Annotated in this window: 27 protein-coding genes and 1 pseudogene; 9 read left to right on the forward strand and 19 right to left on the reverse strand. The window is 72.2% G+C overall.

Annotation, left to right across the window (positions count from 1 at the left end; genetic code table 11):
• Positions 1-87 precede the first annotated feature (87 nt).
• Positions 88-1,002 (reverse strand): transcriptional regulator, encoded by a 915-nt coding sequence (locus ACFV04_RS34015; RefSeq protein ID WP_380534726.1) that lies wholly within the window; start codon positions 1,000-1,002, stop codon positions 88-90.
• Positions 1,003-1,645: 643 nt separating this feature from the next.
• Here ACFV04_RS34015 and ACFV04_RS34020 point away from each other — a divergent pair.
• The 3 genes from ACFV04_RS34020 to ACFV04_RS34030 all read left to right on the forward strand — a co-directional run bounded on the left by ACFV04_RS34020 (position 1,646) and on the right by ACFV04_RS34030 (position 3,471).
• Positions 1,646-1,804: a hypothetical protein gene (locus ACFV04_RS34020; protein ID WP_380534728.1), complete on the forward strand. Its 159-nt coding sequence runs from the start codon at positions 1,646-1,648 to the stop codon at positions 1,802-1,804.
• 361 nt (positions 1,805-2,165) lie between these two features.
• Positions 2,166-3,254, forward strand: a complete 1,089-nt coding sequence (locus ACFV04_RS34025; protein WP_380534730.1) for an asparagine synthase-related protein — start codon at positions 2,166-2,168, stop codon at positions 3,252-3,254.
• Positions 3,220-3,471 (forward strand): hypothetical protein, encoded by a 252-nt coding sequence (locus ACFV04_RS34030; protein ID WP_380534731.1) that lies wholly within the window; start codon positions 3,220-3,222, stop codon positions 3,469-3,471. The genes ACFV04_RS34025 and ACFV04_RS34030 overlap by 35 nt, the downstream gene beginning before the upstream one ends.
• A 49-nt stretch (positions 3,472-3,520) precedes the next feature.
• Here the strand turns inward: ACFV04_RS34030 and ACFV04_RS34035 are convergent, their stop codons facing one another.
• From ACFV04_RS34035 to ACFV04_RS34095, 13 genes and pseudogenes are all read right to left on the reverse strand, one after another.
• Positions 3,521-4,054: a GNAT family N-acetyltransferase gene (locus ACFV04_RS34035; protein WP_380534733.1), complete on the reverse strand. Its 534-nt coding sequence runs from the start codon at positions 4,052-4,054 to the stop codon at positions 3,521-3,523.
• Between the two features lie 382 nt (positions 4,055-4,436).
• On the reverse strand, positions 4,437-5,840 hold the full coding sequence (locus tag ACFV04_RS34040) for a M14 family metallopeptidase (protein WP_380349600.1): 1,404 nt from the start codon (positions 5,838-5,840) through the stop codon (positions 4,437-4,439).
• 193 nt (positions 5,841-6,033) lie between these two features.
• Entirely contained in the window at positions 6,034-6,837 is an 804-nt protein-coding gene (locus tag ACFV04_RS34045) for a hypothetical protein (protein WP_380349603.1), read from the reverse strand.
• Between the two features lie 74 nt (positions 6,838-6,911).
• Entirely contained in the window at positions 6,912-7,418 is a 507-nt protein-coding gene (locus tag ACFV04_RS34050) for a SigE family RNA polymerase sigma factor (protein ID WP_380349605.1), read from the reverse strand.
• Positions 7,419-7,776: 358 nt separating this feature from the next.
• Positions 7,777-8,982 (reverse strand): methyltransferase, FxLD system, encoded by a 1,206-nt coding sequence (gene fxlM, locus ACFV04_RS34055; protein WP_380534736.1) that lies wholly within the window; start codon positions 8,980-8,982, stop codon positions 7,777-7,779.
• A gap of 37 nt (positions 8,983-9,019) precedes the next feature.
• Positions 9,020-10,198 carry a lanthionine synthetase C family protein gene (locus ACFV04_RS34060; protein WP_380534738.1) on the reverse strand — a complete coding sequence of 393 codons (1,179 nt, stop codon included), beginning with the start codon at positions 10,196-10,198 and terminating at the stop codon, positions 9,020-9,022.
• Positions 10,195-13,206: a lantibiotic dehydratase gene (locus tag ACFV04_RS34065; RefSeq protein ID WP_380534739.1), complete on the reverse strand. Its 3,012-nt coding sequence runs from the start codon at positions 13,204-13,206 to the stop codon at positions 10,195-10,197. Before ACFV04_RS34065 ends, ACFV04_RS34060 begins: the two co-directional genes overlap by 4 nt.
• 84 nt (positions 13,207-13,290) lie before the next feature.
• Positions 13,291-13,455, reverse strand: coding sequence for an FxLD family lanthipeptide (locus ACFV04_RS34070; RefSeq protein ID WP_380534741.1), 165 nt, complete (start codon positions 13,453-13,455; stop codon positions 13,291-13,293).
• 105 nt (positions 13,456-13,560) lie between these two features.
• Positions 13,561-13,764, reverse strand: coding sequence for a hypothetical protein (locus ACFV04_RS34075; protein ID WP_380534743.1), 204 nt, complete (start codon positions 13,762-13,764; stop codon positions 13,561-13,563).
• A 304-nt stretch (positions 13,765-14,068) separates the two neighbouring features.
• Entirely contained in the window at positions 14,069-15,091 is a 1,023-nt protein-coding gene (locus ACFV04_RS34080; protein ID WP_380534768.1) for a hypothetical protein, read from the reverse strand.
• 132 nt (positions 15,092-15,223) lie between these two features.
• Positions 15,224-15,418: pseudogene (locus ACFV04_RS34085) on the reverse strand (multiprotein-bridging factor 1 family protein); the annotation flags it as partial.
• 446 nt (positions 15,419-15,864) lie between these two features.
• The gene (locus tag ACFV04_RS34090; protein ID WP_380534745.1) at positions 15,865-16,149 is read right to left on the reverse strand and encodes a tetratricopeptide repeat protein; all 285 of its coding nucleotides are present in this window, start codon (positions 16,147-16,149) and stop codon (positions 15,865-15,867) included.
• A 156-nt stretch (positions 16,150-16,305) separates the two neighbouring features.
• A complete protein-coding gene (locus tag ACFV04_RS34095) occupies positions 16,306-17,298 on the reverse strand; it encodes a GlxA family transcriptional regulator (RefSeq protein WP_380534747.1) in 993 nt (330 codons plus the stop codon).
• Positions 17,299-17,350: 52 nt separating this feature from the next.
• Here ACFV04_RS34095 and ACFV04_RS34100 point away from each other — a divergent pair, with 52 nt between their 5' ends.
• A complete protein-coding gene (locus tag ACFV04_RS34100) occupies positions 17,351-17,746 on the forward strand; it encodes a cupin domain-containing protein (RefSeq protein ID WP_380534749.1) in 396 nt (131 codons plus the stop codon).
• A 143-nt stretch (positions 17,747-17,889) separates the two neighbouring features.
• Here the strand turns inward: ACFV04_RS34100 and ACFV04_RS34105 are convergent, their stop codons facing one another.
• The 4 genes from ACFV04_RS34105 to ACFV04_RS34120 all read right to left on the reverse strand — a co-directional run bounded on the left by ACFV04_RS34105 (position 17,890) and on the right by ACFV04_RS34120 (position 21,823).
• The gene (locus ACFV04_RS34105; protein WP_380534751.1) at positions 17,890-18,645 is read right to left on the reverse strand and encodes a hypothetical protein; all 756 of its coding nucleotides are present in this window, start codon (positions 18,643-18,645) and stop codon (positions 17,890-17,892) included.
• 99 nt (positions 18,646-18,744) lie between these two features.
• Positions 18,745-20,070: an alpha/beta hydrolase family protein gene (locus ACFV04_RS34110; RefSeq protein WP_380534752.1), complete on the reverse strand. Its 1,326-nt coding sequence runs from the start codon at positions 20,068-20,070 to the stop codon at positions 18,745-18,747.
• Positions 20,071-20,227: 157 nt separating this feature from the next.
• Positions 20,228-20,710: a protease inhibitor I42 family protein gene (locus ACFV04_RS34115; RefSeq protein WP_380534754.1), complete on the reverse strand. Its 483-nt coding sequence runs from the start codon at positions 20,708-20,710 to the stop codon at positions 20,228-20,230.
• Between the two features lie 369 nt (positions 20,711-21,079).
• Positions 21,080-21,823 (reverse strand): dienelactone hydrolase family protein, encoded by a 744-nt coding sequence (locus tag ACFV04_RS34120; RefSeq protein ID WP_380534766.1) that lies wholly within the window; start codon positions 21,821-21,823, stop codon positions 21,080-21,082.
• A 109-nt stretch (positions 21,824-21,932) separates the two neighbouring features.
• On the opposite strand from ACFV04_RS34120, the gene ACFV04_RS34125 reads away from it, so the two are divergent.
• Both ACFV04_RS34125 and ACFV04_RS34130 read left to right on the forward strand, forming a co-directional pair.
• Positions 21,933-22,481, forward strand: a complete 549-nt coding sequence (locus ACFV04_RS34125) for a MarR family winged helix-turn-helix transcriptional regulator (RefSeq protein ID WP_380534756.1) — start codon at positions 21,933-21,935, stop codon at positions 22,479-22,481.
• A 47-nt stretch (positions 22,482-22,528) separates the two neighbouring features.
• Positions 22,529-22,774 (forward strand): hypothetical protein, encoded by a 246-nt coding sequence (locus ACFV04_RS34130; RefSeq protein ID WP_380534758.1) that lies wholly within the window; start codon positions 22,529-22,531, stop codon positions 22,772-22,774.
• Positions 22,775-22,997: 223 nt separating this feature from the next.
• On the opposite strand, the gene ACFV04_RS34135 is transcribed toward ACFV04_RS34130, so the two are convergent.
• The gene (locus ACFV04_RS34135) at positions 22,998-23,606 is read right to left on the reverse strand and encodes a L,D-transpeptidase (protein WP_380534760.1); all 609 of its coding nucleotides are present in this window, start codon (positions 23,604-23,606) and stop codon (positions 22,998-23,000) included.
• Between the two features lie 320 nt (positions 23,607-23,926).
• On the opposite strand from ACFV04_RS34135, the gene ACFV04_RS34140 reads away from it, so the two are divergent.
• Genes ACFV04_RS34140 through ACFV04_RS34150 form a run of 3 tightly spaced genes read left to right on the forward strand, consistent with a single transcriptional unit; the run spans position 23,927 to position 26,553 of the window.
• Positions 23,927-25,105 carry a hypothetical protein gene (locus ACFV04_RS34140; RefSeq protein WP_380534762.1) on the forward strand — a complete coding sequence of 393 codons (1,179 nt, stop codon included), beginning with the start codon at positions 23,927-23,929 and terminating at the stop codon, positions 25,103-25,105.
• Positions 25,106-25,135: 30 nt separating this feature from the next.
• On the forward strand, positions 25,136-25,738 hold the full coding sequence (locus ACFV04_RS34145; protein ID WP_380534764.1) for a hypothetical protein: 603 nt from the start codon (positions 25,136-25,138) through the stop codon (positions 25,736-25,738).
• A 41-nt stretch (positions 25,739-25,779) separates the two neighbouring features.
• Positions 25,780-26,553: a maleylpyruvate isomerase N-terminal domain-containing protein gene (locus ACFV04_RS34150; protein WP_380349637.1), complete on the forward strand. Its 774-nt coding sequence runs from the start codon at positions 25,780-25,782 to the stop codon at positions 26,551-26,553.
• Positions 26,554-26,866 lie beyond the last annotated feature (313 nt).

Consider the following 26,866-nt stretch of genomic DNA (forward strand, 5'->3'; position numbering starts at 1 on the left):
GGTGATCGGCAGGTAGAGCCGGACGATCACGGCGTGGCCGTACACGCTGATGGTGAGCGTGAGCACGACGATCGCGACCCGGAGGACTCACATTGCCATGGAACGAGACCGGTCGTGAAGTTCACGGGCCGACGGGTTGCGAAGGTGAGGCGTCATAAGGGTCTGCATCTCGCGGATCCGGTCATCAACGCGTCCTGACTGGACGAGCGGGTATTCGTCCAGGACGCGGTGCCAGTCCGTACAGGCTTCGTCAAGACGGCCGGCCTTGAACTTGCGTTCGGCAAGCATGGCCCCGTATCGAACCCTTGTGCGCCGGTAGGCAGGCTCGCGGGCCTGGTGGGACTCCTGCATCGACTTGATCGCACCGTCCAAGTCATCAAGTTCGTAGCGGACTTGCGAGATGTGGTAATGCAAGGCCGATGGGTCGTATGATCCGAACGCTTTGGCCTGGGATTCGGCCTTCTCCATCGCACTCTCCGCCTGCTTGATCCGAAGCATGGCAAGTGCTCTGTCTCCGGTCAGCGCTGCGGCATGTGCCTCCTGGCCGGCCAGGAATGCTCGCATCCGGGGTCCTGCTTGTGGGGAGGCTGCGGATGCACTCCGGGCGAGTCTGATGGCCGTGACTCCGTCGCCAAGGTCGCCGTGCATGACGCTCATGCCTCGCAGAGTCGTGCAGAAGGTCAGCTCGTCACCAGCCAGACGGGACAACTCCAGCGCCTTGAGGTAGTACCGGTTGGCCAGGCCGTCGAGACGTTCGTCCATGGCCATGTAACCGGTCAGGTAGCAGTGGTCGGCTGCGGCCGACAGCAGTGCCCTACGAACCTCATCCGGGGCTTCGGCCTTGAGGTACGGGCCAATGGCGTTCACCAGGAACGAAGCTGCCATGGGCCGTGCATACCGTCCGCCCTGCTGGTCATCAATGCCACTGACCAGTTCCGTCATCGCGATGACGGACTCGACCTCGCGCTGACCGATCCGCAGGTGCGGGTTGGTCTTGATCATGTCGATCCTGCCAACCACGTCCTGCCATCCCGGTACCGAGACCACAGCAGCCGAGTAGAGGCCGACACCAAGTACTGATCGCCGGGTAGGGTCCATGTCCGCACGTGCCAGGTCCATCAGTCCGGTAACGAGATCCGCGTCCGCGTCGTCAAGCCGGGGTTCGCCGAACCCGGCATCCGCCGCCGTGATGGGACGTCGGAGTCTGACCGATAGGACGTCAAGGATCAGATCTTGAGTCCTCCGGCGAGGGATTGTTCCGTCGTTCAGCCAGTGGCTCACTGATGAGTTGTCGTACCGCAAGGTCAGCCCTGCGCGTGTTCCGGCCGCGTTGATGGCACGGGTGAACTGCCCGTGGTCCCAACCAGCCTGGTACAAGAGACATCCGAGCGCCTTGTTCTGACGGCGTGTCCGTGGCATGCCGGACATTCTGCCCCTGAATTCAATGCTTTCAACTCCCGATCATGACGAGGCAGTTACGCGCAGTGCCGGTGCGGCGGTTGTCCGGTCGGGCGGCGGCCGGCCATCCAGGTACACCCCCGGTCGTCGCCGGTGCCTGCAATCCCGCAGGTACTGGGCTTCCCTGCGCCGGCTGTCAAGCGTTGGCGTGGGGAAGCCGACCGATGAAGGTGAAGGGAACCGCTACGTGAACATCACCGACGAGACCATGCTCATCGAGGCCGCCGGTCGGATCTTCGGCGACGAGCCGTCCTACGAGGTCATGGACACCACCGACCGGTACAGCTACAAGAAGATCTCCGGCAGCTCCGACTCCGTGCAGACGTACGACACCACGGCCGTCTGACGAAGCCTCGTGCCGGCCGCAGCAGCCCCCGCTGCTGCAGCCGGTCCGCGTCCACCTCCCACCCGACGTACGAAGGACAGCCGCGATGTTCCATCTCCGCGTCACCCATGACGACATCACCACCGACCGGGAGTGGGCATGGTCGGTGGACCGCTGGTGCTGCGGATCCTCCTGGATCGCTCCGTACCGACACGAGCTGACGGAGCAGACCGCCCTCACCGACGGCATCCACACCGCTTTCATCGCCTCCGTCAGGCTGGCCGACACCGCCCCGGGACGGCCCGATATCGAACAGGTCTCGCCTGCCTCGTACGGCCGCAGGCTCCGGGAGATCCGGGCCAGCCGCGGGGACTGGGTCACCATGGAGATCAGCCCCGGCCAGGCCATCCGGATCAAGACCGGACCCGAGTGCACCGCCCCCCAGTACCTGGCTGCCGAGGACGGCGTACTGCACGGCTCGTGGGATCTGATGAACCTCCGCGACCACCAGGACCACAACCGGCTGGACCACCTGGCCGTCACCCGGCACCTCGCCCTGCGCGCCCGGTACACCGCCGCCACGTTCTGGCAGGACATCAGGCTCCTCACCGAGCGTTCCACCGCGCACTTCGGCCAGGACGGCCCGCTGATCATCCAGTTCCCCGAGCCCGCCGAACACTCCCGGGCCAGGTCCCTCCAGACCGGCGCCGATCCGGTGCCCCTGTTCCTGGACCTCCTCAGCCGGTCAGTGTCGCGGATTCCGTGGAAGGGCTCCAGGACCGCCGTGCAGCTTTCCGGCGGCATGGACTCCACCGTCGTCGCCCTGGGCCTGCGGACAGCCCCGGAGGGGGCCGGCGTGACAGCGGGGACTGTCATTCTGGATGCCGAACGGGGCGTGCAGCAGTCCGAGCGCTGCTCGCTCATCCTGGAGCACATCGCCTCCGGATGGTCGTCCGTGACCGTCAGGGCCACCGATCACCTGCCGTACGGGCCGACGTCCCGCTACAGCCGCCGCACCTGGATCTCTCCCTACCAGGACATCTACGCCGACGCGCTCGACACCCTGTCCGGCCGGTTCACCGACCACGGCGTCCGGGCTGTGTTCACCGGGATCGGCGGCGACGAGCTGATGGCCACCACGGAAGCCGAGGACCACGGAGGGTGGGGAGGCTTCGAGCGGCCCGACACCCCGCCATGGCTGGGACCGGCCGCGAAGGCCTGTACTGCCGGACATCGACACCGCCATCACGCCGGCCGCGATCGTCCCGGAGACTGCTCTCATGGCCAAGACCGTGTGCGGCCCCGCGTTCATGCAACGCGGCATCTGGCCCGTCCACCCGCTCACCGACCCGCTCCTCGTCAGGTTCTGCGAGTGGACACCACTGGAATGGCGGGAGAAGAAGCGGCTCCTGCGCGAAGTGATCGGGAGGACCGGCATGCCGCCGCAGGTCGCCCGCCCGCCGATCGCTGAGAACTTCCGGCAGATCATCACCATGGCGATGCGCCGGCACGGGGTTCCCCGCATCCGGACGATCCTCGACGCAGGGTCACCTCTCATCGAGGCCGGACTCATCGCCCCGGACGGTCTGGCAACCGTCGCGGACCGCTTGGGGGCCGGTACTCCGGTGGACGGTGACCACGAGGTCGTCTTCGCACTCCTGGCCGACTCCGCACTCGTCCGGCGCTGAGAACGTTTGCGGCCCCGGCGAGGTTTCGCCGGGGCCGCAGACGCGTCGGTCAGAGGCCGCGGCCGGCCATCATGTCCGCGAGACCCGGGACACGCTCGGCCTCCCGTTGCAGCATGAAGACCTTTGCACCATGTCGCTCGGCCACCCGCACCAGGTCCCAGCCCTGGCCCTCCTGGTAGTACCGGGAGAGCTGCTCCTGCCCCGTTCCCCGACGCACCCGCCGCAGGCCCTGCTGGGCGGCGTGGTCGAGCGACCACCATGCGATCAACCGGCCGAGCCGGTGCGGGTTCGGCTTGGTGAAGGTGGTTGCCAGGAACAGAGTGGACTCGGCACGCTCCTCCTCGGTGAAGCCCCACGGCGGAAGCGCATCGTTCCCGAAGTGTGTTGTACAGCCCACAACGCCATCGGACTCGTGCTCCAGCACCCACACCGGAAAGGCCGGGTTTCCGGCCTGCGAGCCGTACTCCTCAGCCATGTCGGCGCACTCGCCCAGGCTCCTCACCGACAGCCACGCAGACCGTGCCCTGACCATCTCGGCAATCGCCCCAGCGTCTGCGGCTGTCGCCTCGCGCATCTGATACACCAGTCGCCTCCGGCACACCCATCAACGACCTTACTGGCAAGGCCAGATCATCTGCTGGAAGTGCCGCGACTGTGCCAGTTGCAACCACAGTTCTCTGTTCATTGCATCGAACAACGGTATGAGCTCAGCGTAAGGAGAAGATCAGCTCGACAACCGTTGCCGCGTCGGTGCCGTAGTCGGCCTCGGTGTCGAAGTCCGTGCCGAAGTCCGTGTCGGCGGGCGCGGTTGCGGGGACGACCGGGCGGACGGCGGACGGTATCCCGGATGCCCGGGCCGCTGAGCGGTCCGGGCATCCGGGGGTTTCTCCGGCTACGAGCGGCCCACCGGGTCCGGCCGGTCCCGACCCGTCCCGACCGGCCCGGCGCGCCTGTGTGGCGGTCGGTCAGGCGGGGATGCCGCAGTACTGCTGCTGCTTGCCGATCGCGCGGTAGACGCAGTCCGCCGTCTCCACCAGCCGCAGGACCGCTTCGCGGTTGCGGCTGGTCTCGCGGCCGATGACCTCGTCGGGCGGGTAGAAGCCTCCGCCGCTGCCGCTCGGGCCGGGGTACATCTCGAAGGTGTAGGCGAAGACCCGTTGGGCGCCCCACAGCCAGTCGTCGATCGCGCCGTCGGTGATGTAGAGGTCGCTCGACTGCTCGGGCGTGTAGCCGTTGGTGGCGGCCATGGTGCGGCCGAGGGTGGCGAAGGTGTTGTACTCGTCGGCGGTCATGCCGGCGGGGGTGTCGGTGGTGGTCCAGCCGAACGGCCAGAGCACCAGCTGACTGTAGGTGTGGAAGTCGATGGCGGCGGTGATCTGCTGCTTGCCGCCGACGACCCGGCTGCGGACGAAGTCGGCGACCACCTTGGTCTCCTTGGCCGACTCCGGCGCGCTGCCCCGGTAGGTCTCGTTGGAGGTGGAACCGGAGGAGCCGCCGCAGCAGCCCCACTTGTAGTTCCAGTTGCGGTTGAGGTCGGTGCCGACGCTGCTGCTGCCGGCGTTCGGCTGGCGGTCCTTGCGCCAGCTGCGGTAGCGGCCGGTGGCGATGTCGTACTCGCCGCCGTCCGGGTTGAGGTCGGGGATCACCCAGATCTCACGACTGTTGACGGCGTTGGCGATGCGGCTGTCGGTGGCGTACTTGTCGCCGAACTCGTGCAGCAGGTAGAGCGCCATCTCGACGGTGAGGTGCTCGCGGGCGTGCTGGTGGGCGGTGAACAGCACCTCGGGCTCGTTCTCGTCGGTGTTGACGTTGTCGCTGATCTTCACCGCGACGATCGGCCGGCCCTCGTAGGAGGTGCCGATGACGCGCTTGCTCATGATGTCCGGGTGCGCAGCAACGACGGCGTCGATGTCGGCGGTGGCCTCGGCGTAGTTGTGGTAGCCGGAGTCGGCCTGCGGGAAGTCGTACACCGCGCCGGCCACGGCCTCGCCGCCGGGCCCGTCACCGTAACGGGGGCCGGGTAGCGCGACCGGGGACCAGCCGAGCGCCCGCAGCCGGGCGGTCTCGGCGAGGGTCGCGGTGACCACCACCGCGTCGGGTAGGACGGCGTCGACGGAGGCGCCGGTGGCGGCGACGGCGGTGCGTTCGGCGACGGTCCGGGGGCCGTCGAGCCGGTACTGCCGGGCCGCGTCGGTGCCGTAGTCGGCCTCGGTGCCGAAGTCCGTGCCGAAGTCGGTGTCGGCGGTCGTGGTGGCGGGGACGACCGGGCGGTCGGAGGAGGCGGCCCGGGCGGTGATCGGGGTGGCGAGGGCGAGGGCCAGCAGTACGGCGGTGGCCGCAGCGGGCTTCCCTCGGCGGGGCAGTCGCATGACTGTCCTCCTGTGGGGGTCCGTGGGGGCGGAACGGTGGAGGAGGTGAGGCGCGCGCCAGCATGATGGTCCGCCAGTGTCATGAGTTCGTCAAGACATCGGAAAGGCCGTTCTGGTCCCAAGTGAGCACCACCACCGCCTCCTTGGGCCCCGGCCCCGCCCCCCGGTCCCGCCCCCGGCCCCCGGCGAACCGTCAGCCGAGGGCCGCGAGGATCGGTGCCCAGGTGGTGCCGGTGAGCGCGGCCACCGCCTGCTGCTCGGTGAGCGGGGGCGCGGCCCGCGTCGGCTTCGGCACCTCGCTGCCCGTGCCACCGCCGGTGCTGTTCCACTGCACCATCTGGAGCTGCGCACCGGTCGCCTTCAGGGTGACCGTCACCGTCCAGCGGTGGGCGGCATCGACGCTGCCGGTGTGCTTGGCCACGTTCCGCTCCGACATCACCAGCGCCCCGCCGGGGATCTCGGCGCTGCTCGGCAGCTCCCGCAGCGTGCAGGTGTCACCGTCGGCCCGCGCGGGTGCCTGGTCGCAGCTCAGCCCGTCCCCGTCCCTGAGCGGCAGCTGGAGCCGCACCGCCGAGACCCCGACGCTGGCGAGGCCCTGCCCGTCGTCGAGGAGCAGGCTGCCGTTGGCGACGAGCCCGCGGGACGGGTCCGCGGGGTCGTTGCCCTGTCCCTTCTCCTCGCTGAACCGGCCCCCGGGGAACGTGCCCTCCAGGGCCTGGATCATCTGGGTGTCGGTGATCGCGGTCCGGGGCGCCGCCATCGGCGTCATCTCCCGGTCGGATCCCCCGAGGCGGCTCCCGAGCATTCCGGGAACCACCAGGCCCACCGCCGCGATCGCGGCGCAGGCACCGGCCCCGGCCACGACGACGCCGGCGACGCGCCGACGCTTGCGGCTGCGCCCGCGCTCGACGGCTCCGCCCAGGAGCGCGGTGAGGTCGGGATCGAGGGAATCGGTCGTACGGTCGAGGGCACGTGCGAGGTCTGTTTCGAACGGCATTCCGGCGTCACCTTGTCTGTGTACTGATGGGGGGTTGTGCGACTGCTGCGACCTGCTCGGTGTGCTCGGCGTGCTCAGTGCGGAACCAGGTCCGCCAGGCTGTCACCGAGCAGCGCACGCACCCTGCCGAGCGCCCGGGTGCCCTGCGAGCGGACAGCGCTGCTGCTCAGCCTGAGCATCTGCGCGGTCTCCTCGATGCTGCGGTCCTCCCAGTAGCGCAGCAGGAGCACCGCCCGGTCGCGGGGCGGGAGTTGGCCGAGCGCGTCCAGCAGGGTGAGCCGCAGCGCGGTGTCCGGCCCGGCCGCCGCGCCCTCGGGCAGGTTCCCCACGGGACGCTCCGTGCTGCTCCGCCGACGCCGCAGACTGAGGAAGGTGCGGACCAGCACCGTCTGCGCGTAGGCCGCCGGGTTGTCCGCACCGGCCACCCGCTTCCAGTGCACGTACACCCGGCTGAGGGTCTCCTGGACCAGGTCCTCGGCCAGATGCGCGTCACCCGCCGCGAGGACGTACGCCGAGCGGTACAGCGCCTTCCCCCTCGCGGCCACGAACTCCACGTACTCGTTCTCCCGTGCAGACTTCACTCGGTCCCCGCCCGTTCCCTCGTCTCGCGATCCCCGTGCATACCCCTCATGACTACGCGGGCCGCCAGGATGTCGCGCGGGCGCGGGAGTTTCTCCTGGGAAAACCCCGCGAGCCGCCCGCGCGACATCCTCCGGGCGACGCCCCAGGAGCGACCCGGCCGCTGCTCCGAGGCCGGCTCGGCGTGTTCGTCAACCCGTTCCGCGCGACGCTGCGCAGCGCGATGAGGTACGCCAAGGCCAGCTTTGCGCAGACGCCTCCGACATCGACTCACCCTTTCAGATGAATCGATGTCGGAGGCGTCTGGCCTGGATGTCGGGCGTCCGCCTGCGGCCTGGCGACGCGGAGCGGCAGTGCCCGTCAGTAGGAAATGGTCATCCGGACTCCGGGCTTGTCGATGATGTACCCGCCGCCGGTCTGGTCGTCCGGCGTCCCGGCGGGGTGGAGCGTGATGGTGGGCCGGGCGTCCCGAGCCCCGTCCCACAGGCGGATCCGGTCGCACAGCCGGTCGGCGAGGTGCCGGCCGGCCGGGCCGTGGCCAGTGGCGCCGAGCTCGAAGCGGACGGACCCTTCGATCTCGCGGCGGGTCAGGGTGAGGTAGGCAAGGGAGTCACCTTCGGCCAGGGCGGGGCTACGGCTGGGGATGGCGGGCTTGCACAGGCCGTTGTCGATGGCGGCGCGGTCGGCGGCCATGCGGCAGGTGGCAGGGTCGGCGGCGCTCAGCCGCAGCCAGACGCCGTCGAAGGACTCGTCGCCGCGGATGGTCGCGCCGGAGGCGACGGCGGTCTTCGGCTGGTCCAGGACTCCACGCAGGACGGCGGGGTCGATCGGCTGGTCGGCGTCGAAGTGCAGCGTGACCAGGCCGTCGGTGTCGATGGCGGCGGTGCGTTCGCCGTCCTGACCGAGCATGGGGACGAAGCCGCACAGCTCGACCACGTCGGAGACCATCCGGTCGGCCTGGCGGTCGAGGCCGAGGCAGCGGGCCTGGCCGCGCCAGCTGAGCGGGACGACGAGGCGGGCGCCGGGCTCCAGCTGGTCCCACCAGGCAATGGGGATGTCCCAGGCGCCGACGGTGACAATCATCCGGGCGGGGTGGCCGTGCTCGGGGGCGCCGAGTGCGCCGTCGCGGGTCAGCACGGTGACGGCGGTGTTGCCCGTGGCCTCCAGCGTCTGGCGAGCGTGCGCGGTCACGTCCTCGTCGATGTCGACGGTGACGACCTTGCCGTCGGGGCCGACCAGGTGGGCCAGCAGGGCGGCGTTGTAGCCGGTGCCGGCGCCGATCTCCACGACGGTGTCGCCGGGGCGGGTCCGCAGCCACACCAGCATGTCGGCGACCAGCGATGGGACGGAGGCACAGCTGAGCGGCAGGCCGCCGGCCGGGTTGGGCTTGATGGTGACGCTCTGGTCGGCGTACGCCTGCTCGGCCGTGGCGTCCGGCACGAACTCGTGCCGCGGGACCACTCGCAGGGCGTCTTCGACCGCCGGGGTGAGGGGGTGGGTGGCCGCGATGGTGTCGACCATGCGGTCCCGCAGTGTCTTCGGCGAGGCGGGGGTAGCGGTGCTCATCAGCGGATTTGTCCTTCCGTAGCAGGGCGGTTCGCGGTCAGCCGGCCAGAAGCAGGCAGGCGTCCCAGCGAGAGGCGGGCGGGGAGGTCACAGAGATGGTGTGCTGGACGAGGCGGAGCCCGGCCGTGCCTTCGAGCAGTCCGGCAGCCTCTGGTCGGCCTCCGCTGTGCAGGTAGCGGTCCATCAGGGCCCGCAGCCTCGGCAGCCGGCGGGTGAGGCGGTCGTCGCGGGCGTCGGCGGCGGCCCGCCAGGTGGTCAGTAGGAGCCCGGCCCAGCCATGGCACAACGTGGCGTCGGTGAGGTCGAACAGCTGGGCTGGGTCGCTGACGCACCCGACGAGGGCGTCTTCGGCGAGCTGCTGGCGGTCGGGCTCGTCGAGGGCGAGTCCGGCGAGTTGCTGGGCTCGGGCCTGGCCCGGGGTGCCGTAGCACCAGGACGGCCGCTGCGGGCCGCGCTGGTTGACCGTTCCGGCCTTCCACTCGACCAGAGAGAGCATGCCCGGCCACCAGGACCGCGCCCCGTCTCCCTGCCGGTGCTGGTCCAGCCACGCGCAGATCCAGGCGATCGTGTCCGCTTGGCCGGGCACGCTGATGCCGTGTCTCATCGCGGTCGACAGTAGCGCCAGGGGCCCACAAATGCCGTGGGCCAGACTGACGTTGGCATGCCCACCGGGCCAGTGCCGGGATGGCAGGTCGGCCGGGCCGTTCGCACACCACCAGCCTGGCAGCAGAGTGCCATCGACCGTGACCGGGTCGGTGAGGCGGACCAGGAAGGACAGGACGTCCCGCAGCAGCGTGGTGTCGCCGTGGCGAGCCAGCTGGTAGGCGCCGAGGCCGGTCAGGCCGCTGATCAGGTCCCACTCCCGCAACTCGGGCAACAGCCCGGAATCAAGGCGGGCGTGGGCGCGCTCAAGGCGAGTGCGGGTGACCTGGTCAACGTGCGGGTCCAGGGCCGTCAGGGCCCGTGTGTAGCAGGGGGTCTGGGCGGTGTTGAGAACGAACGCGACGGCCGGGGCACCGCGGAACAGGCTGTCGTCGGGAAGCGCGGTGACCGGCTGGCGGGTCATCGCCGCCGCCCACCGGTGTACGTCCGGCCAGGCGATGGTGCCGGAGCGGGCGTACTCGATGTGCTCCAGCGCGATCCCGGGGGCGCCGTCGGCCAGGGCCTGGCCCCAGCCGGGCTCCGGCTCGTCCGTCGGCGGCTGTGCCGGGCTCACGGCTCGCCTTCGATCGTGGCCTGGCGGGCGCGGGCGGCCTGCCGGGCCAGGTGGCGACAGATCTTCTCGCCTTCCGGGTCGAGGCCGGCGGCCCGGTTGTGGTGCATGTGCAACAGGGACTCCAGCACGGCGTCCGCGTCGGTGTGGTCGGGCAGGCTCTGCCGGTAGGCGGCCAGGGCCTTCGCGTGGTCCTGCCAGGCGGCGGCGACCTCGGCCGTCCAACCCGGCAGGTCGGCGTGCGAGCCGAACCGGACCAGCGGGATGACCTGATCGGCGATGGCCCGGTCCGCCACGGCCGGTGCCACGGGCCGGGCGGCCAGCCAGCCCGTGCCGGTGCCGGGTGCCAGGAAGGCTTCGGCGATGTGCACCATGTTCAGCGCGACCAGCGCGCTCAGGTGCACGGCCGACTGCGGCAGGTGCCGCAGCTGGGCGATCACCAGGCGGGAGTCTGCGGCGAACACGGTCTCGACGTCCTCCAGCGCCGGGCCGGTGCCGTAGCGGCCGATCTCCGGGGCGTACGTGTCGAAGGCCAGACCGCCGGCCAGGCCGCCGTCGCGGAGCCGCTGTGCCCACCGACCGATCACTTCCGCGGCCGTGCTGTGCCCGCCGTCCGGGACACGAAGTCGCAGGCGGAGGTGATCGCTCTCGTTCGGGCTGCGGTAGCGGACGAACCAGCACGGCGGCTGGTCGAGGGAGGTGAGGAGTTGGGGCAGGTGGCCGGTGATGATCTCGGTGAAGTAGTCCGGGTGGGAGGGGATCTTCGCGTTCAGCCAGCGGCCGGCCGTGATGCCGGGCAGGGTCCCGTGGGTGCGGGTATCGAGCCTCGGCAGTGACCCGGCCGGCGGCGACGGGGCGCCGGGCCCCGAGCGCGCGAGGGGGACAGCGATCTCGTGCGCGTGCCCGTTCAGCCAGCCGAAGTCCCCGGGGACGGCGGTCTCGGTGAGGAACGCCTGCCCGGCCTGCTGCAGGTGGGCGGCGAGGATGGCGACGTGCAGCGGCTCGTCCAGGGTGAGCCGCAGGGTGCGGTCGTCGTCGCGCAGTTCCACCGCTGCCGGGCACTGCCAGCGGTGCCGCCACGCGGCCAGGTCGGCAAGGTCTGGCGGGGTGAGGATCCAGCGGGCCGGGGCCAGGACGGTGCGGCCGTAGCGAACGCGGGGCAGATAGGGCAGGGCTCGGGCGTGCGGGCCCCAGTCGAAGCCGGTCCAGCACGGGGAGAACGCCCGTGTGAGGTGGGCGAGGAACCGGGCGATCGGCGGTGTCTGCTTGTCCAGCGCCAGCGCGTGGAACACCTGCGGCTCCACGATGCGGCGCCGGGCAACGCTGACCAGGTACAGGCGGTCGCGGGTCGCGGTGACCGCGAGGTCGTCCACCGCGATGACCTCCACCCCGTCGCCCACGGGCCGGTGCTCGCCGAGCGCGATGACGTGCGGTAGGTAGGCGGGGATGCGGGCGACGTTCTCCGAGTGCGGGAACAGCGGCGGGAAGGACAACTGCGCGGGCAGGGCCCCCTCCACCAGGGTCGGCATCCCCCGGTAGACCTCGGCGAGGCCGGCGCCGGTGGCAGCGACGGAGAACCGCGAGGTCAGCGTCCCGGCCGCGCGGGCCGGAGTCACCGTGAGGCTGTAGTCGCCGGACCGGATTGCGTCGAGGCCGGCGGCGTGGACGCGGGCGGAGAGCTCGACGTGGGGAGCGATGTGCCGAGCGTCGACGCGCTGGTCGCCGGCCAGCGCTTCGATCGTCTCGTCGGTGAGGACGATCTCCCGGCTGCCGTCGGCGAGCGCCTGCCAGGCCAGCGCAAGCAGCCGCTCGTCGCGCTCGTTCGGGCCCCGCGTGGGCGCCGTCATCGTGCTTCCGGGGTACTCGGCCGGGTAGCCGAGCCCGGTGGCGGGGTCGAGGAGTTCGGTCAGCGGGACCAGGGCGCCGGTGCTGTAGCGCTCCCAGAACGCCGAGTGGTAGTTCCGCCAGACCGCGTCGCCGGTCGGCTGGCGGGTCAGCCGGAGCAGGGCGTCGGCCGCCCGCTCCAGCTCCCGCACCACGCCGTCGGGTAGCCGCGCGTCGCAGTCGAGGACCAGGTCCAGAGCCAACGGCGTCCGCCCGTCCGTCGCCAGGTGGCGCATCCGCGTGCGGATCGCCTCGCGCTCACCCGCCAGATCGGTGCCGGGGCCGGCGTGGTTGTGCCGGTGCAGGTCGGCATGGATCGCGGCGAGCTCGACCAGCGCCGGGGCGATGGCCGGGAGCGTCGCGGCGTTGGCCTGGTGGAGCCGGTCGAGGACGTGCGCGAGCGGGTCGGTGACGGTCAGTGGAGCGCGGAGATCGGTGATCAGGAAGCCCTGCCGGACGAGTTCGGCCAGCAGACCGGCAGCCTTGTTCTGCTCCACTCCGGCGGTCTGGGCGAGCTTGTCGGCCAGGGCGGCGAAGCGCACGGGGAAGGCTGCGGCGTCCTGCACGAAGCGGATCACGCTGGTGCGGCGGATACTCACCCGGTTCGGGCCGCCCCGGGTGGTCTGGAGACGGCCACCACGCTGGGAGGCGAGGTTGTTGAACACCACGTCCAGGCGGTCCAGCAGGCCACGGTCGGCCTCCAGGGTGTCGGTGACGGCTGCCAGCCACTCGGTGTCGACGCGGGCGACGGGCTGGTGCCCGGTGCCCCACCGCAGCTCCGGGGCAGGCCCGGTGGTGGCGTGGGCGACTCCGGCGAACAGGCCGAACGGGGTGGGGCGTCCGGTGGCCCGAAGGAGGTAGCGGGCGGCGGCGATGGCGGCCCGACGGATCTGCTTGGGTTTCACCGGCTGGCCAGCCGCGATGGCGTCGATGCGCTCGGCCAGGCTGGTGCCGGCCTCGCTGATCGCGGCGGCGAAGCCGGCGTCGGACCAGACCTCGTCCAGCCAGGCACGGCACGAGGCTGGATCGGCCGGGTCCGGCCACCGGCAGGGAAGGCTGGTCAGCGGGGCGGCGGCAGCCCGCAGGACGGCCGTACCGGAGTACTGGTAGAGCGGGCGGGCATTCATCCATTCCTCCGTTTGTCGGGGGGGCGGAAGGGGTGGGCGCTGGGGCCGGGGACGCGAAGTCCCCGGCCCCAGCGGTGTGGTGGATCAAACCGCGCTGGCGCAGGAGGACGCGCAGGTCGCGGCACATCCGTCCGAGGTGCCGCACGCCTTCGGCATGCGGTCGCCGCCGAACTCGGTGGTGACCGTCACGTCGAGGTCGAACGGGTCGGCCTCCAGGACCTCCGGCGTGAGCATGGTGCTGTTCGCCATGTCGGTACTCCTTCTGGGTCGGTTCGGGTTCGGTGCCACCTCCCCGCTGTCGGGGAGGAGTTCAAGGGCGCGGCCGGTCTCTGGCCGGTCAGCGCGGGGTGGGGGTCAGGCCGGCGACTCGGTGTCCGGCATCGTGGCCGTGGTTACGGGCCGGTGCTGGGTCTGCTGGTTGCTGACGAGCAGTCCGAGCAGTCCGGGCACGGCGCAGTGGCCGGACACCACCAGCGCTTTCAGCGCGGCCCCGACCGGGTCGCGGTGGTGTCCCCGGTGCTGGGCGGTCGCGGGCCGCAGCTCGGTGGTGGCGGTCACCTGGGGCTCCGTTCCGGGTCCGGGCGTCCCTGGCTGGGGACGCCGTTGCGGCTTGGCCGGCCGCTCCGAGGGAGCCGGGGTTGTTCACTCCCTCGGGGCGGCGCAGAGACCACAGTGCCGACTCGGCGGAGATCAGATCCGCAGTGGGGTTGCGGGCCCGCATCCCCACTGCGGGCCGGTCTGGACCAGGCGAGGCCGCGCGTAACGTGACCAGCAGCCGGACCACTTCACGGGAAGGATCAGCGGGGAAACGAAAAGGCGGTGGGGCCGGACCGTTCTCGGTCCGGCCCCACCGCCCGGAGGTTCAGGCCGGGCTGCCGGCCGCCGCGAGGGCCGAGCGGGTGTCGGTCAGGTGCTCGCCCAGGCTCCGGATGGCGGCGGTCTTGGACGGCCGCAGCTTGCGGTGCAGGTCGCCGACGCGCCGCAGGTTCTCGCGGTGCTGGATGCGGGCGACCAGGTCGAGGGCGGCGTGTCCGTCCTGGCAGGCGGCATCGACGTGTCCTGCTCCGGCGTGTGCCTCGGCGCGGGCGATGTGGGCGGTGCAACGGTGCCGCAGCATCTCGGGCCCCAGCTTGTCGATCGCCTGGTCCAGGGACAACAGGGCTTCCTCGTACTTGCCCAGCCGCAGCAGGTCGCTGCCCTCGTAGGCGGACGCCTTGGACTCGTCGAACCAGGCGATGCCGCCCCACCGCTCGTCGTCCATCGGGCCGGACAGCATGGTGCGGGACTCCTCCAGAGAGGTGCGGAAGCCGTGCTCGTCGCCGGTGGAGGAGTACATCTCGGAGGCGACCGCGTGCGTCCAGGCCAGCATCCGGGTGGAGGCCCCGCGTTCGGCGGCGTCCACCGCGGCAAGTGCGTAGTCCAGGCCCCCTTCGGGATCGCCGCCGTAGGAGGTGCCGAAGGCCCGGCCGCCCAGCAGCAGCGCGCACAGCTCCGGACTCTGGATCTCTTTGGCGACCTGGTAGCCGAGGTCGCTGTAGGCGTCGGCCTGTTCCTGATCTCCGAGGTCGATGGAAAGCAGGATCGCGGCGAGCGCGGCCATCTCGGCCATGTGCGCCAGCAGCGAGGTCCGCAGGTGGTCCGGCTGATCCTTCGGCCGGAGCGAGGCAACCAGCTGGATCTGGTGGTGCGCGACCGGCACCAGGCTGGAGGCGGGGAAGCTCTTGTAGGAGCGCCGATAGGACGCTCCGACCGACCGCAGCTCGTCCACGACCGCCTTGTCGACCGTGCCGGGTCGGCTGGCCTGGGCCTGGGCGTCGGGCGAGAGGCTGGCGAAGGCAGCGGTCAGGCCGGCGAGCGAACCGAGGGTGAAAGTACGTCGAAGCACAGTCTCAGAGCCTTCCGCATCGGGCGCCGTCGCGCGGGGCAAAGGCGGGGATGCCGCCTGTGATCTGCCCGACTGTGCTACCACAGCTGCACCAGGGAATCGAACATCGAAGGCCAGGATGTGATCAACGGTCAGGCCGAGAATCCGGGCGAGCCGCTCCGCCATGCTGACGCTGTCCAGCGAGATGACCCCGCGTTCCACCTGTCCGATCCACGACTCGGACCGCCCCACCTCGACCCCGAGCCGGGCCTGGTGTAAGCCCCTTCGCCGCCGCCCCTTCTCGACACGCTGGCCGATGATCTTGTCGATCTTCACCACTGGACACACCCCGAAGCCGGTGATCGCGCAGTTACAGGCGGCAACCGTACCCGCTCGGCCGCACCGGCGGCAGGAAAGGGCGCACTCACCCGCGCCTTGGCGCTCGAATCCGGCGGGGCGGGCGCCGGAGCCGTCAGCGGGTGCTGACAAGTCTTCAGGCTTCGCGAAACGGGCGTGGCTCGGCCGGATCGGCCGAAGGCCGATGATCGCGCGGTTGCTCCACCACTCGGTATCGGATCAAGACCTGCCAACTCGGCTTACTTGAATGACACACACTCAGGCTGATGATCTGCAGTGTTGGTTGACAGCGCTGGATAGCCAGGGGGCCGTCCCACCCGTGCCGTCGGTCCCCTGCGCCTCGGCCCCTTGCGCCTCGGCCCCTTGCGCCTCGGCCCCTGCGCCTCGGTACGCCAGGTGGGCAAGCCGCCGGGGCGCCCTGTGGGGTTTCCGCTGCCTCAGTGCGACGCGGACGGTGGGGCGTTGCGCGGTTCGGTCCCGTCAAGCCAGGCTGCCACCTGCAGCGATCGCCGCAACTCGGCCTCGTGGAGCGCCGGGTTGACCTGCGCCAGGGCGCGCCGGATGGCGACGGCTTCCCGGATGGGCGCCCGGGCCTCCTCCCGTCGGCCCGTCTGTCCGAGGTCGGCGGCCAGGTTGTTCAACGCCATCGCGAGGTCCGGCAGGTGGGCCTCCGGGTTCGCGGCCGCCAGCGCGCGGTAGTGGCCGACGGCCTCCCGGCTCACGGCCGGCCCCTCCTCCCGGTGGCCCGCGTCACCCAGCCGGTTGGAGGGGTTGAGGAGCGAGGAGACCAGGTCCGGCAGGTGGGCGTCGGGGTCGGCGTCGCCAACGCGCGCCGGATGCCGATCGCTTCCCGGGCCGCCGGGCGGCCCGGGCGCGCGTCAGTCGGCCTCGGGCCCGAAGCGGCGCCGGTACGCGGTCGGGGTGATGCCCGTCCCGCGGCGCATCAGCGCCCGCAGGTTGGCGGCGGTGCCGAGGCCGCTGCGGCGGGCGACGACCTCGAAGCGGTTCTCGCCCCGTTCGATGAGCCGGCAGGCCAGGGTGAGCCGTTCGGCGGTGAGCCACGCCAGCGGGGTCGTTCCCAGCTGTGCCCGGAAGCGGCGGTGCAGTGTGGCCGGGCTGACCGCCGCCCGTTCCGCGAGGTCCGGCACCGTCAGAGGCGCGTCGAGCCGTTCCTGTGCCCAGGCGAGGACCGGCGCGAGGGACTCGTCGGGCAGGTCGGGCATGGGTCGCTCGACGAACTGGCGTTGTCCGCCGTCCCGGTGCGCCGCGAAGACCAGCCGTCGGCTGACGGAGTTGGCGACCTCCGCGCCGTGGTCGCGGCGGACCACGTGCAGCCCGAGGTCGAGTGCGGCGGCGCTCCCGGCGGCGGTGAGGATGTCGCCGTCGTCCACGAACAGCACGTCCGTTTCGAGGTGGACGGCGGGGAACCGGGCCCGGAAGGAGTCCGCCCACTGCCAGTGCGCGGTGGCCCTGCGCCCGTCGAGGACGCCGGCCTCGGCCAGGGTGAAGGCCCCGCTGCAGAAGCCCATCAGGCGTGCCCCGCGCGCGTGCGCCCGCCGGACGGCGTCCAGCACCGCGCGGCGGCGGGGCACCTCGGGGTCGGGGCGGTTGGGGACGATCAGGGTGTCCGCGGTGTCGGCCGCCTCCAGGCCCGCGACCCCGGTGAGCGTGAAGAACCCGTCGCGCATCAGGGTGCGCGGTTCGGGGGAGCACAGCCCGAAGTCGTAGAGGTCGCGCCCGATCTCCGGTCTGCGCAGGCCGAAGACCTCGGTCGCGCAGCCCAGCTCGAAGGGGTTGGAGTTCTCGTCCACGATCACGACCACCCGGTGGACGCCCGCCGCGCGCACGTGCTGCGAGGATTCTTTCGTCATGTGCGATTCCTAGCACTCACGCCGGTCGGGCGTCGCGGCGCAGGATGGGCCCATGAGCAACCGACCCATCTCCCTGCACACGGCGCTGGCCTCCTTCGACGCCCTGTGGAGCCCGCGCATCGTGACGCGCGTCAACGACTACGACGTCCGCGTCGCCAAGGTCGAGGGCGAGCACCTCTGGCACGCCCACGACACCACCGACGAGTTCTTCCTGGTCCTCGACGGGGAACTGCACATCGCCCTGCGTGAGCCCGCCGGCGAACGCACGGTCGTGCTGCCGCGAGGGTCGGTCTTCACCGTCCCCCGCGGCACGGAGCACAAGCCGTCCGCCCCGACCGGCGCCGCGATCCTCATGTTCGAGCCGACCGGCACGCCCAGCGTGGGCGACCGCCACGACGAGGTCCCCGCCCACGTGGACGCGACGACGGGGCACACCCTCGACGCCTGACCGCGTGCGCCCTCGACGCCCGAGCGGTGCGGAGCGGTGCGATGCGGTGCGGAGCGGTGCGGTGCGGTGCGGTGCGGAGCGCTGCGGTGCGCTGCGGTGCGGTGCGGAGCGGTGCGGAGCGATGCGGCAGGGACCGGTCGACGTCAGGCGGGCAGGGTTCCGAGCGCGTGGGCGAGTCGTTCGGTCTGCTCCGGGGTGATGCCCCGGGCAAGCTGCATCCCGCAGCGCGGACTGTACGGGCCGTCGCAGTGGAGGATGCCCGCGAAGGGCTGTTCGCCACCGCTGAGCGGGGACGCTCCGGGCGCCGACCACCGAGCCGCTTCCCACAGGGGGTGGTCCAGGAGGAGCGCCGCCACGCGCGGAGCCTTGCCGGCGGGCGCACCGGCCCGGACCAGCGCTTCGGCGATCACGTCCGCCGCGTCCGTCGGCGCGTCCTCGTCACCGAGGGCGGGCAGCAGGAGCAGCAGCCGGGCACGGGGGTCGTGGACGCCCGGCGCCCCGCGGTCGGGGGTGTTCGCGATGTGGACCAGTTCCGACCAGGAGAGACCGGGGCCCGCCTGGTGTCCGTCGAGGGTGGCGAGGTGGCCGTGCCGCCGCCACTCGGGGTGGGTGACGACGTAGTCCGTCCCGCTGTCGTCGGCGAGGTTGCGGCTCACCACCACGGCGGTGTGTCCGCTGCCGAACGGCACCCGGAACACGGGCCAGGCGCCGTCGTCCGTCAACTCCTGGTAGGCGGCGCCGGCGTCGGCCGCGTCCGCTCCGAACCACTCCGCGCTCGGCTCACCGTTCTCCTCGTCCGACTCGCACATCCAGAGGAGGTAGGCCGCCCAGAAGCCCGGCCGGGCGAGCAGGTCTTCCCCCGCCACCAGCGGTTCACCGTCATATCCGTCGATCAGCACCGGGCAAGACTGCCAGAGCAGGCCGACAGCCCGGCCGACAAACCGGCCGACAGCCCGTCCCCGGCCGGAGGCGGCGGCTCGGGGCGGGGTGCCGACCGGTCAGCGCAGGCCGCTGAACCAGCGCACGATGTCCGCCGTGCCGGCGACGTTGGAGCCGAGGTGCCGGGACCGCGCGAAGTCCGGGGTGCCGAGGTCGACGACCGCCGGGTCCGCGCCGTGCGACCGCAGCGCGGCCGCACAGGCGTCGGTGTTGGCGTCGGCCGCCTGCTCGTCGGCCTCCGCCGTGTACAGGCGGACCGGGACGCGCGGCGCCCAGTCGCAGGTACCGTCGGCCACCCGGAGTGCCTCGGCGAGGCGGCCGGTCGGGTACCGCAGCATGTCGAAGCCGTGCGGGGTGAGCAGCGCGTCGATGGTGCCGGGCGTGCCGGCGAAGAGTTGCGGGCCGGTGTGCGAGCCGTCGAACAGCGCCTCGATCGTGCTGTCGTACGGTGCCTGGAAGACCTCGCCCGGGGTGTCGTACAGGTGGTGCAACCGGTTCCACGCGACGAGGAGGTACGCCGAGTACAGCACGCTCGACTTCGGTTCGAGGGAGCCGCCGAGCAGCGCGGGCAGCTCGGCGCGCCGGAAGTCGTAGGCGCCGCTGACCGGCGCGACGGCCCGGAGCCGGAACCACCGGTCGCCGCCGTCCTGCAGGGCCCGTGCGAGTCCCATCGCCGCCGAGGCGCCCTGGGAGAAGCCGGTGACCAGCACGTCGTGGCCCAGGGTCCGGCCCGTGCTCGGGACGAAGGCGCGGGCCGCCCGGAGCATGTCCAGGGAGGCGCTCGTCTCCGAGGGCACGTCCATCCAGGGGTGGGGCCCCGGGCCGGTGCCCAGACCGAGGTAGTCCGGGGCGACGGCGGCGAAGCCTGCGGACGCGTACGTGAGGGCGGGCGAGGACACGAACCCCGCCGTGACCGTGGTCGAGGGGGCGTCGGAGCGGTAGCTGGTCGTGCCGTGGGTGAACGACACCGTCCGCAGCTCGCGACCGCCGCCGCCGCGGGGCAGCATCAGCAGCCCGCTGGCGGTGATCGGCCGACCGCTCGGGTCCACGGTCCGGTACTCCAGCCGGTAGGCGTCCGTCCCGAACCGGACGGTGCCCGCGTCGAACCCGGCGCCGGCCAGTGCCGCGGCGACGTCCTCCTTCGTGGCCAGGGTGGCCGTCGGGTGGGCGGAGACCAGGCGGCCGCGATCGCCTTGGTGGGCCGAGCCCGTGTCCGCGCGGGCGTCCGCCGAGGCGGCGCCCGCCGGCACGGTCGCGGCGGCCAGGACGGCCAGGGCCGCGCCGGCGCCCAGCCGACGGAGCGCGGACCGTAACCCGCCTGCGGGCGCGGCCCGTCCTGCCTGTTCCCCCTGCACTGCTTGCTCTCCCTGCTCGGTGAACCTCATGCCGGCGACGCTACGTACCGTCACCCCTCCCCCGCAGTGCGGCCAGCGGGCGTATCCGTCCGGGGGTTGTCCCCACCGCGACACCGCTCACGGCGGGGCGAGGCGGCCGGGGCCGCCGACCGACCCGGTCGGGGTCGGGGTTGGGGTCGGGGTTGAGTCAGTCGACCTGGACGGTGAACTGACGTCTGGTCCGCTCAGGCTCGCCGGAGAACGTCCAGCCCTCGTGGTCGCGGTAGTCGACGTGCAGGGTGACGGTGGTCCGGCCGGGGTTCCCGGCAGCGCGGAAGACGAAGTAGTAGTGGCCTCCCGAGCCGAGCGCGCCGGCTCCGTCGAGCGCGCTGAGGCCGGGCAGGTCCTTGAGCCCGATGGTCCTGACGTACTCGTCACCGACGGTCCGCACCACCGCGGAGTCGGGCGCGGGGTCGGCCACGGTCCAGATGTCGCCCGCCGTCCGGTACGCGCTCACCTCGATCGAGAAAAGTTCGCCGGCCTTGACGGTCAGCGGCCCCGAGGTCGCGGTGAACACCCTCCCGTGGTCGAGCTTGCCGGTCGTCATCCGGTGGATCGACACCGCGCCGACCGTGCCCGCGACGGCCGACACGACGACCGGCACGAGGAGGACCCGCTGCCACGTCCTCACGAGCTCACCTCCCGGTCAGCGCCCCGCAACGCCGGCCCGGCTACGGCCTCGTCGACACTCCTCGCGCACCCGGGCAGCCCGTCGCCGTCCATGAACTCTCCCCCGTGTCCCGTTGTTCGGCCCGAAGGCCGCCGTACAGCCTAGCGGCGGCCCCACCCCCTCCCAGCAGCCGGAACGCCCGCGCCGGGGGCTCCGGGCGGGCGGACCGCGGCTGCGGGCCGAAGCCTGCGGAGCCGTGCCGGACGCGGTCTCCCGTCGCGGGGCACGGGCGCGGGCGCGGGCGCTGCGGCGATCACCGTCGCCGTCGCCGTCACCGTCGCCGTCGCAGTCGCCGTCTCCGTCGCTTCGGCGTGCGGGCCGGCGCGGGTGTCAGCCCGTGGCGAGCGTGCGGCCGAGGAGGGGCAGCAGCCGGTCCCAGTGGAGCTGCAGCGCGGCGGGGTCGAAGGCGTCGGTGTCGGACATGGTGAAGCCGTGCACGGTGCCGGGGTAGATCTCGGAGGTGTAGCCGACACCGGCGGCGTCCAGGGCCCGGTCGAGTTCGCCGAGGTCCTCGGGGGTCAGGTCGGATTCGGCGTGGCCGAGGTGGACCTCGGCGGTGAGCGTGGAGAGGAGGCGCTGCCGGTCCGGCCCGTCCGCGCCCACGGGGCCGTGGAATCCGGCGACGGCGGCCACTCGGCCGGGGTGGGCCGCGGCGGTGCGCAGCGCCAGGAGGCCGCCGATGCAGTAGCCGGTCACCGCGACCGGTCCGGGGCTGACCTCGGGCCGGCCGGTGAGGAACGCGAGGTAGGCCTCGGCGTCGCTCAGGACGCGTTCGGTGGTGTGCGCCCTGATCAAGGGCATCACCTGGGCGACGAGCGCGGGCCGGGCGTCTTCCCCGATGTGCGCGGGGAGGTCGACCACCGGTGTCGGACCGTGCCGGTGGAAGAAGTTGGGGACGAGCACGTAGTACCCGTGCCCGGCCAGTTCGCGGGCGATCTCGCGCAGCGCGGGCCTGATGCCGAAGGCGTCCCCGTACATCAGCACCCCCGGGTGGCGCCCGCCGTCGTCGGGGAAGGCGGCGAAGGCGTCGGCCTGGCCGTCCTCGGTGGGGATCTGCAGCGTCGTGGTGGGAATGGCGGCTCTTCCTTCTCTCACGTTCTCGACAAACGTTCGTCTCACTAACGGTTTGGCACGACCGAACGTACATCGTTAGTCTTACTAACGCAATGGAGAGGACGGTCCCATGACCAGAGCCGAAACCCCGGATCCGCCCGAGAACGCCGCGCCCGAGAACGCCGCGCCCGAGGACGGGACGCCGGACGACGGCGCCCCCGAGACCCCCGACCGGCTGCGCCGTCGGGCGAGCCGCCTGCTGTCACAGCTCACCACGCAGTCGGACCGCCTGATCAACGAGGGCCTGGCCCGGGTCGACGCCCGCAAGTGGCACTACGCCGTGCTCGCCTCCCTGCAGGAGTACGGGCCCGGCAGCCAGGCCACGCTGAGCCGGCGGTCCGGCATCTACCGCAGCGACATGGTCGGCGTCCTCAACGAACTGGCCGAACGCGACCTCGTCGAACGGGTGCCGGACCCCGAGGACCGGCGCCGCAACATCATCACGATCTCCGCCCGGGGCCGCCGTCACCTGCAGCACCTCGACGAGGTCCTGGACGGCCTCCACGACGACCTGCTCGCGCCACTGGACCCGGCCGAACGCGAGCAGTTCACCCAGCTGCTCACCCGCCTGCTGGACCACCACACCCGGACCGCCCGAACCGCGCGGTCCACGCCGTGACGGTGGGGCACGATGGGGTTGACCGCGTACCGATCGAAGGAAGCCTCGTGGTCGACCCCGCGCTCAAGCATGCCCTGAGCCACCTCCGGTTCGTGAAGTCGCAGCAGCCACCCGACGCCGACTCCGTCGAGTTCGCCGACTGGCGCGAGAGCATCGCCGGGGCCCTGGAGGCGTCGGCCCGTGCGCTGGTCTTCGAGGAGGACCGGGCCAGAGCCGGAGCAGAGGCAACAGCGGCGCGCGAGCAGGCCGCAGAGGTCCGGCGCCGGGCTGGGATCAGGGCCGACACGCGCTGACACTGCGGGCGGCCGTCCGGAGCCGCGGGGCGACAGGCCGACGGGCCGCGGGGGGGGCGGGGGGGGTGGGCCCGGCCCCGCCCCGCCCCCCCCCGGGGGGGGGGGGGCCCCCCGCCCGCCCCGGGGGGGGGCCCGCCGGGCGCCGGGGGCCCCCCGCCCGCGGGGCCGCCGGCCGCCGGCCCGCGCCCCCCCGCCCCCCCCACGGCCCGCAATGGTGGACGGATCAGCCGCTGACCTCCAGGGTGGCGGGCCAGCCCCGGTCGTCCAGCTTGGTGAACAGCGCCTTGATGTGGTCGGGGTTCAGCTTGATGCAGCCGTAGGAGCGGTAGTCGGAGTCGCCGTCCCAGCGCGTGGCCTCGGTGGTGCCCTGGTTGCCGTCCGCCCTCATCTCGCTGTGGATGAAGAGGTCGGACCGCAGGGTGCCGTCGGAGCACTTCTTGTCGGCGATGGCGATGGCGAAGCCCTTGATGGTGCGGTCCCGGTGGCGCTCGTGGCCCTCGATCCGGTAGGTCCCGTTGGGCAGCCAGCCCTTGTTGGTCCGGCAGCTGTCGCGGCCCTCGGCGCTCGCGCCGAGGCCGGAGCCGGCCCGGTAGGAGGCGATGGTTTCGCCGCCGACGCGGACCGAGAGGGTGGAGCGGTCGGGGTGCTCGTGGTTCTTGACGAAGACCAGCCGGACACCGTTGTCCGCCGTCCGGGCCGCCGCCTGCGTCGTCGCCTGCGCCGCGGGCGCGGTGCCGGCCGCGAGCGCGGCCGTGAGGCCGGCGGCGAGCAGCAGCGGGGTGAGGGCCTGCCGGGGGGTGCCGCGGTGGGAGCGCGAGTGGTTCGTCCGCATGTCCTGCTCCTGTTCCTGTACCTGCTCTTGCTTCTTGCTTCTTGTTTCGTCCTGCGCCCTGCGCCCTGCGACGGGACGACGGGGCGACGGGGCGACGGGGCGACGGGGCGACGGGGCGACGGGCCGTGGTGTGCCCTGGCACGGAGGGCTCGGTGCGCCGTGTACGGCCGGCCGGTTCCGGCGCCGTCACCGAGCCTCCCGGCCAGTGGGGTTGACCGTCCATCAGGTGCGGAACAGTGGAACTTGCACTCTGTCTTGCACCGCGCTGACCTGCACATGAGCGGCTCGCGGTGCAGGCCGAACCACCCGGGAGGACGCCTGTGGAGCAGCGGGAGAAGGCTTTCGAGGAGGCTGCGGGCGCGTTCGCCCGGGCCCTGGACGAGTGGGCCCGGTGCCTGGCGGGGGTCACCGACGGCGCCCAGCGGCCGTCGCGCAAGGTCCTGGTGCGCCGGCTGCAGCTGGCGGGGCACCGGATCGACGAGCCGCTGCTGTCCTACTGGCTGAAGGGGCACCGGCAACTCCTCGTCGCGAAGGCCAACCGGGTGCCCTCACCGGCCGACTCGGCCGCGCTCGCCCAGGTGCTGCGTCCGGACGCCGCCACGACGGCCGACCTGCTGATCGGGCACGGCGAGGAGATCGCCGCGCTTCGCGCCCGGCTGGTGGGGCTCGGCGGCGCGGGGTGGCGACGGAAGGTGGTCGCCCACCTCGGCGACGCCGACGGCGGGGACGCGGGCGACAGCGCAGACGCGCACGACAGCGCGGACTCGAACGACGGCGCGGACGCGGACACGGAAGCGGCCCCGAGCGCGCGCATCACGAGCGGCACCGTCGAGGGGCTTGCGGCGGCGCGCACCATGGACGCGCGCCTCCCCCGCGCCACCGTACGCCGGTGGTTGCCCGCAGCCGCGGCCGTCCTGGTCGCGGCCGCCGTCCCGCCGCTGTTCCTCCTGTCGGAGCGCGGCGGAACCGGCACGGACCGGGCCACGTCGGCGCCACCGCCGCAGCCGCCGGCCGCGAGCGTCCCGGCAGACCTGTCGACCGCTGCCCCGGAGCGTCCGGATCTGCCGCTGTTCTCCCCGGCCGCCGGGGCACGGACCGAGATCGGCGGCAATCACCGCTGCGGGCGGGTCCGGTACGTCAACGGTCTCGCGTGGACGCCGTGCACCCGCGTGGACGAGTCCGGCCTGAGCTTCGCGGTCCTGTTGACCAACACCGGTCCTGCGGCGGTGACGGTGCGGGCCAAGGTCGGCTGGGTGCGCGCCCGCGACATCCACCCGTGCCCCGGGTCCTGGGGCACGGGTGTGCGGGTCGTGGTGGCGCCCGGCCAGTCGTTGCTGAGCCCCCCGGAGCAGTGCGTCCATCCGCTGCTCCCGGCGACCGCGTTCCAGGCGCGGGCCGAGGTCGGCGAGCCGGACGACGTGTCCGTCTACCGCGAGATGTCGATGACGGTCCACATCCAGCCCGACGGCCGCAGGGCGATCTGGGCCGACGAGGCCTGAGGACCGACCGGATCCGGAGGAGACGAGCCGGTGGTCGTCGGGGCAGTCCTCGTGGGTGTGCCGGACCAAGCCGGTGATCACAGCTGCCTTGGCGCTGTTCACTCGACGTTGGAGGTTCGCAGCATGGCTCCGGCGAACAAGGACGGCATCGTCTCCGTCACAGGAACCGCTGTCGAGATCTTCACGGATCGCGACTTCAAGGGCGTCGGCCTCGTGCTCCACGACGGCAACGACGACCCGGAGACCGACGGCGGCTCGGTGGGCAACGACACGATCAGCTCGATCAAGGCCGGTGTCGGCTGGAAGGTCACCGTCCACGCCAACTCCGACTTCACCGGCGCCGGCACCACCTTCCACGGAAGCACCGCGTACGTCGGAGACGAGTTCGACGACACCATCTCATCGCTCAAGGTCCGGTCGGAGCACCGTTCCCCCTTGGTGGTCGACGAGACGATCAACGGATCGCGCTTTCCACTCGTGGGGCTGCAGCAGCAGGACTCCCTGGGGGTGGATCTCCAGCCGGATGCGGTGACCGAGTGTCACCACGGCTGCGGCTCGGTCGAACCCGGCCGAGCCGCGCGCCGTCCTCACCACCGGTGCAGTCGCCGGGTGGCGAGCAGTGCGCGGAATTAATTCGCTACCCGGCGGCTGAAGCCCCGTGATACACAACCGACGTGCAAAAAATCTTGGAGTTCCCCGAGGTCCTGCGGCTGATCGAGGACCGCTCGACCGCGTTCCGCGCCGCGATCGCGTCCGCACCCGACCTTGACGTCCAGGTCCCGTCCTGCCCGGACTGGACGCTGCGCGAACTGGTGCAGCACCTCGGCGACGGCCGCCGCCGCCAGGCCGCCATCGTCGCGGCGGGCCCGGGCGCCGAGCCCCCGGCGAAGACGGACCCGAAGGGCGCCCCGACCGCGCCCCGCGACCGCGAAGCCCTGGACGCCTGGCTCGCCGAGTCGACCGAGCTCATGCTCGACGCGATGCGCGAGGCCGGCCCGGACCGCGGCTGCTGGACCTGGTGGGGCCGCTCGCAGGCCCCGCAGACCAGCGGAGCCTTGGCCCGGCACCAGATCCAGGAGATCGCCGTCCACACCTACGACGTCCAGCTCACCCAGGGGGCCGCACAGCCGCTGCCGACGGACGTCGCGGTCGAGGGCGTCGACGAGTTCCTGACGACCGTCTCGGCGACGACCGTCCCCTGGCCGTTCAAGCCGGCGACCATCGACCTGCACGCGACCGAGGGCGGCTCCTGGCGCCTGACCCTCAATGCCGACGGCGTCCGCTGCGACGACCTCGCCGCCGACGCGGAGCCGGGCGACATGGCGATGCGAGGCGCAGCGAGCGAGCTGGTCCTCTACTTCTACGACCGCGTCCCGCTCGACAGCGTGGAGATCACCGGCGACCCCGAGCCGATGGAGCAGCTCGCCGTGTGGGACCCGAACGCGTAGAACGCGCACTCGCGCGGCTGCGGGCAGGCTGCGGGCCCGCTGGTCAAGGGCGAAGGGCGCACCTGCGGGCGGATCGCGCTCGGCTGGGGACAGTGCGCGGCGGGTGCAGATTGCCGGCACTGACCTCGTGGATCAAGCAGCGAGTCGTCGGTAGCGGGCCCGGTGGTTGCGCTGGTGCGGACACTGATGGTTCCGAAGTGACGTCACAGCCCGGCGAAGGACTCGAAGGACGAAGACGCTCCTGGCCACGGCTTCGCTCGCTCAGCCGGGCCAAGGAGAAGTCGCAGATCCATACGGAGAAGGGGGCGTCCGC

Origin of the sequence: Kitasatospora sp. NPDC059599 (genome assembly GCF_042735125.1) — a bacterium.
Lineage (GTDB): Bacteria > Actinomycetota > Actinomycetes > Streptomycetales > Streptomycetaceae > Kitasatospora.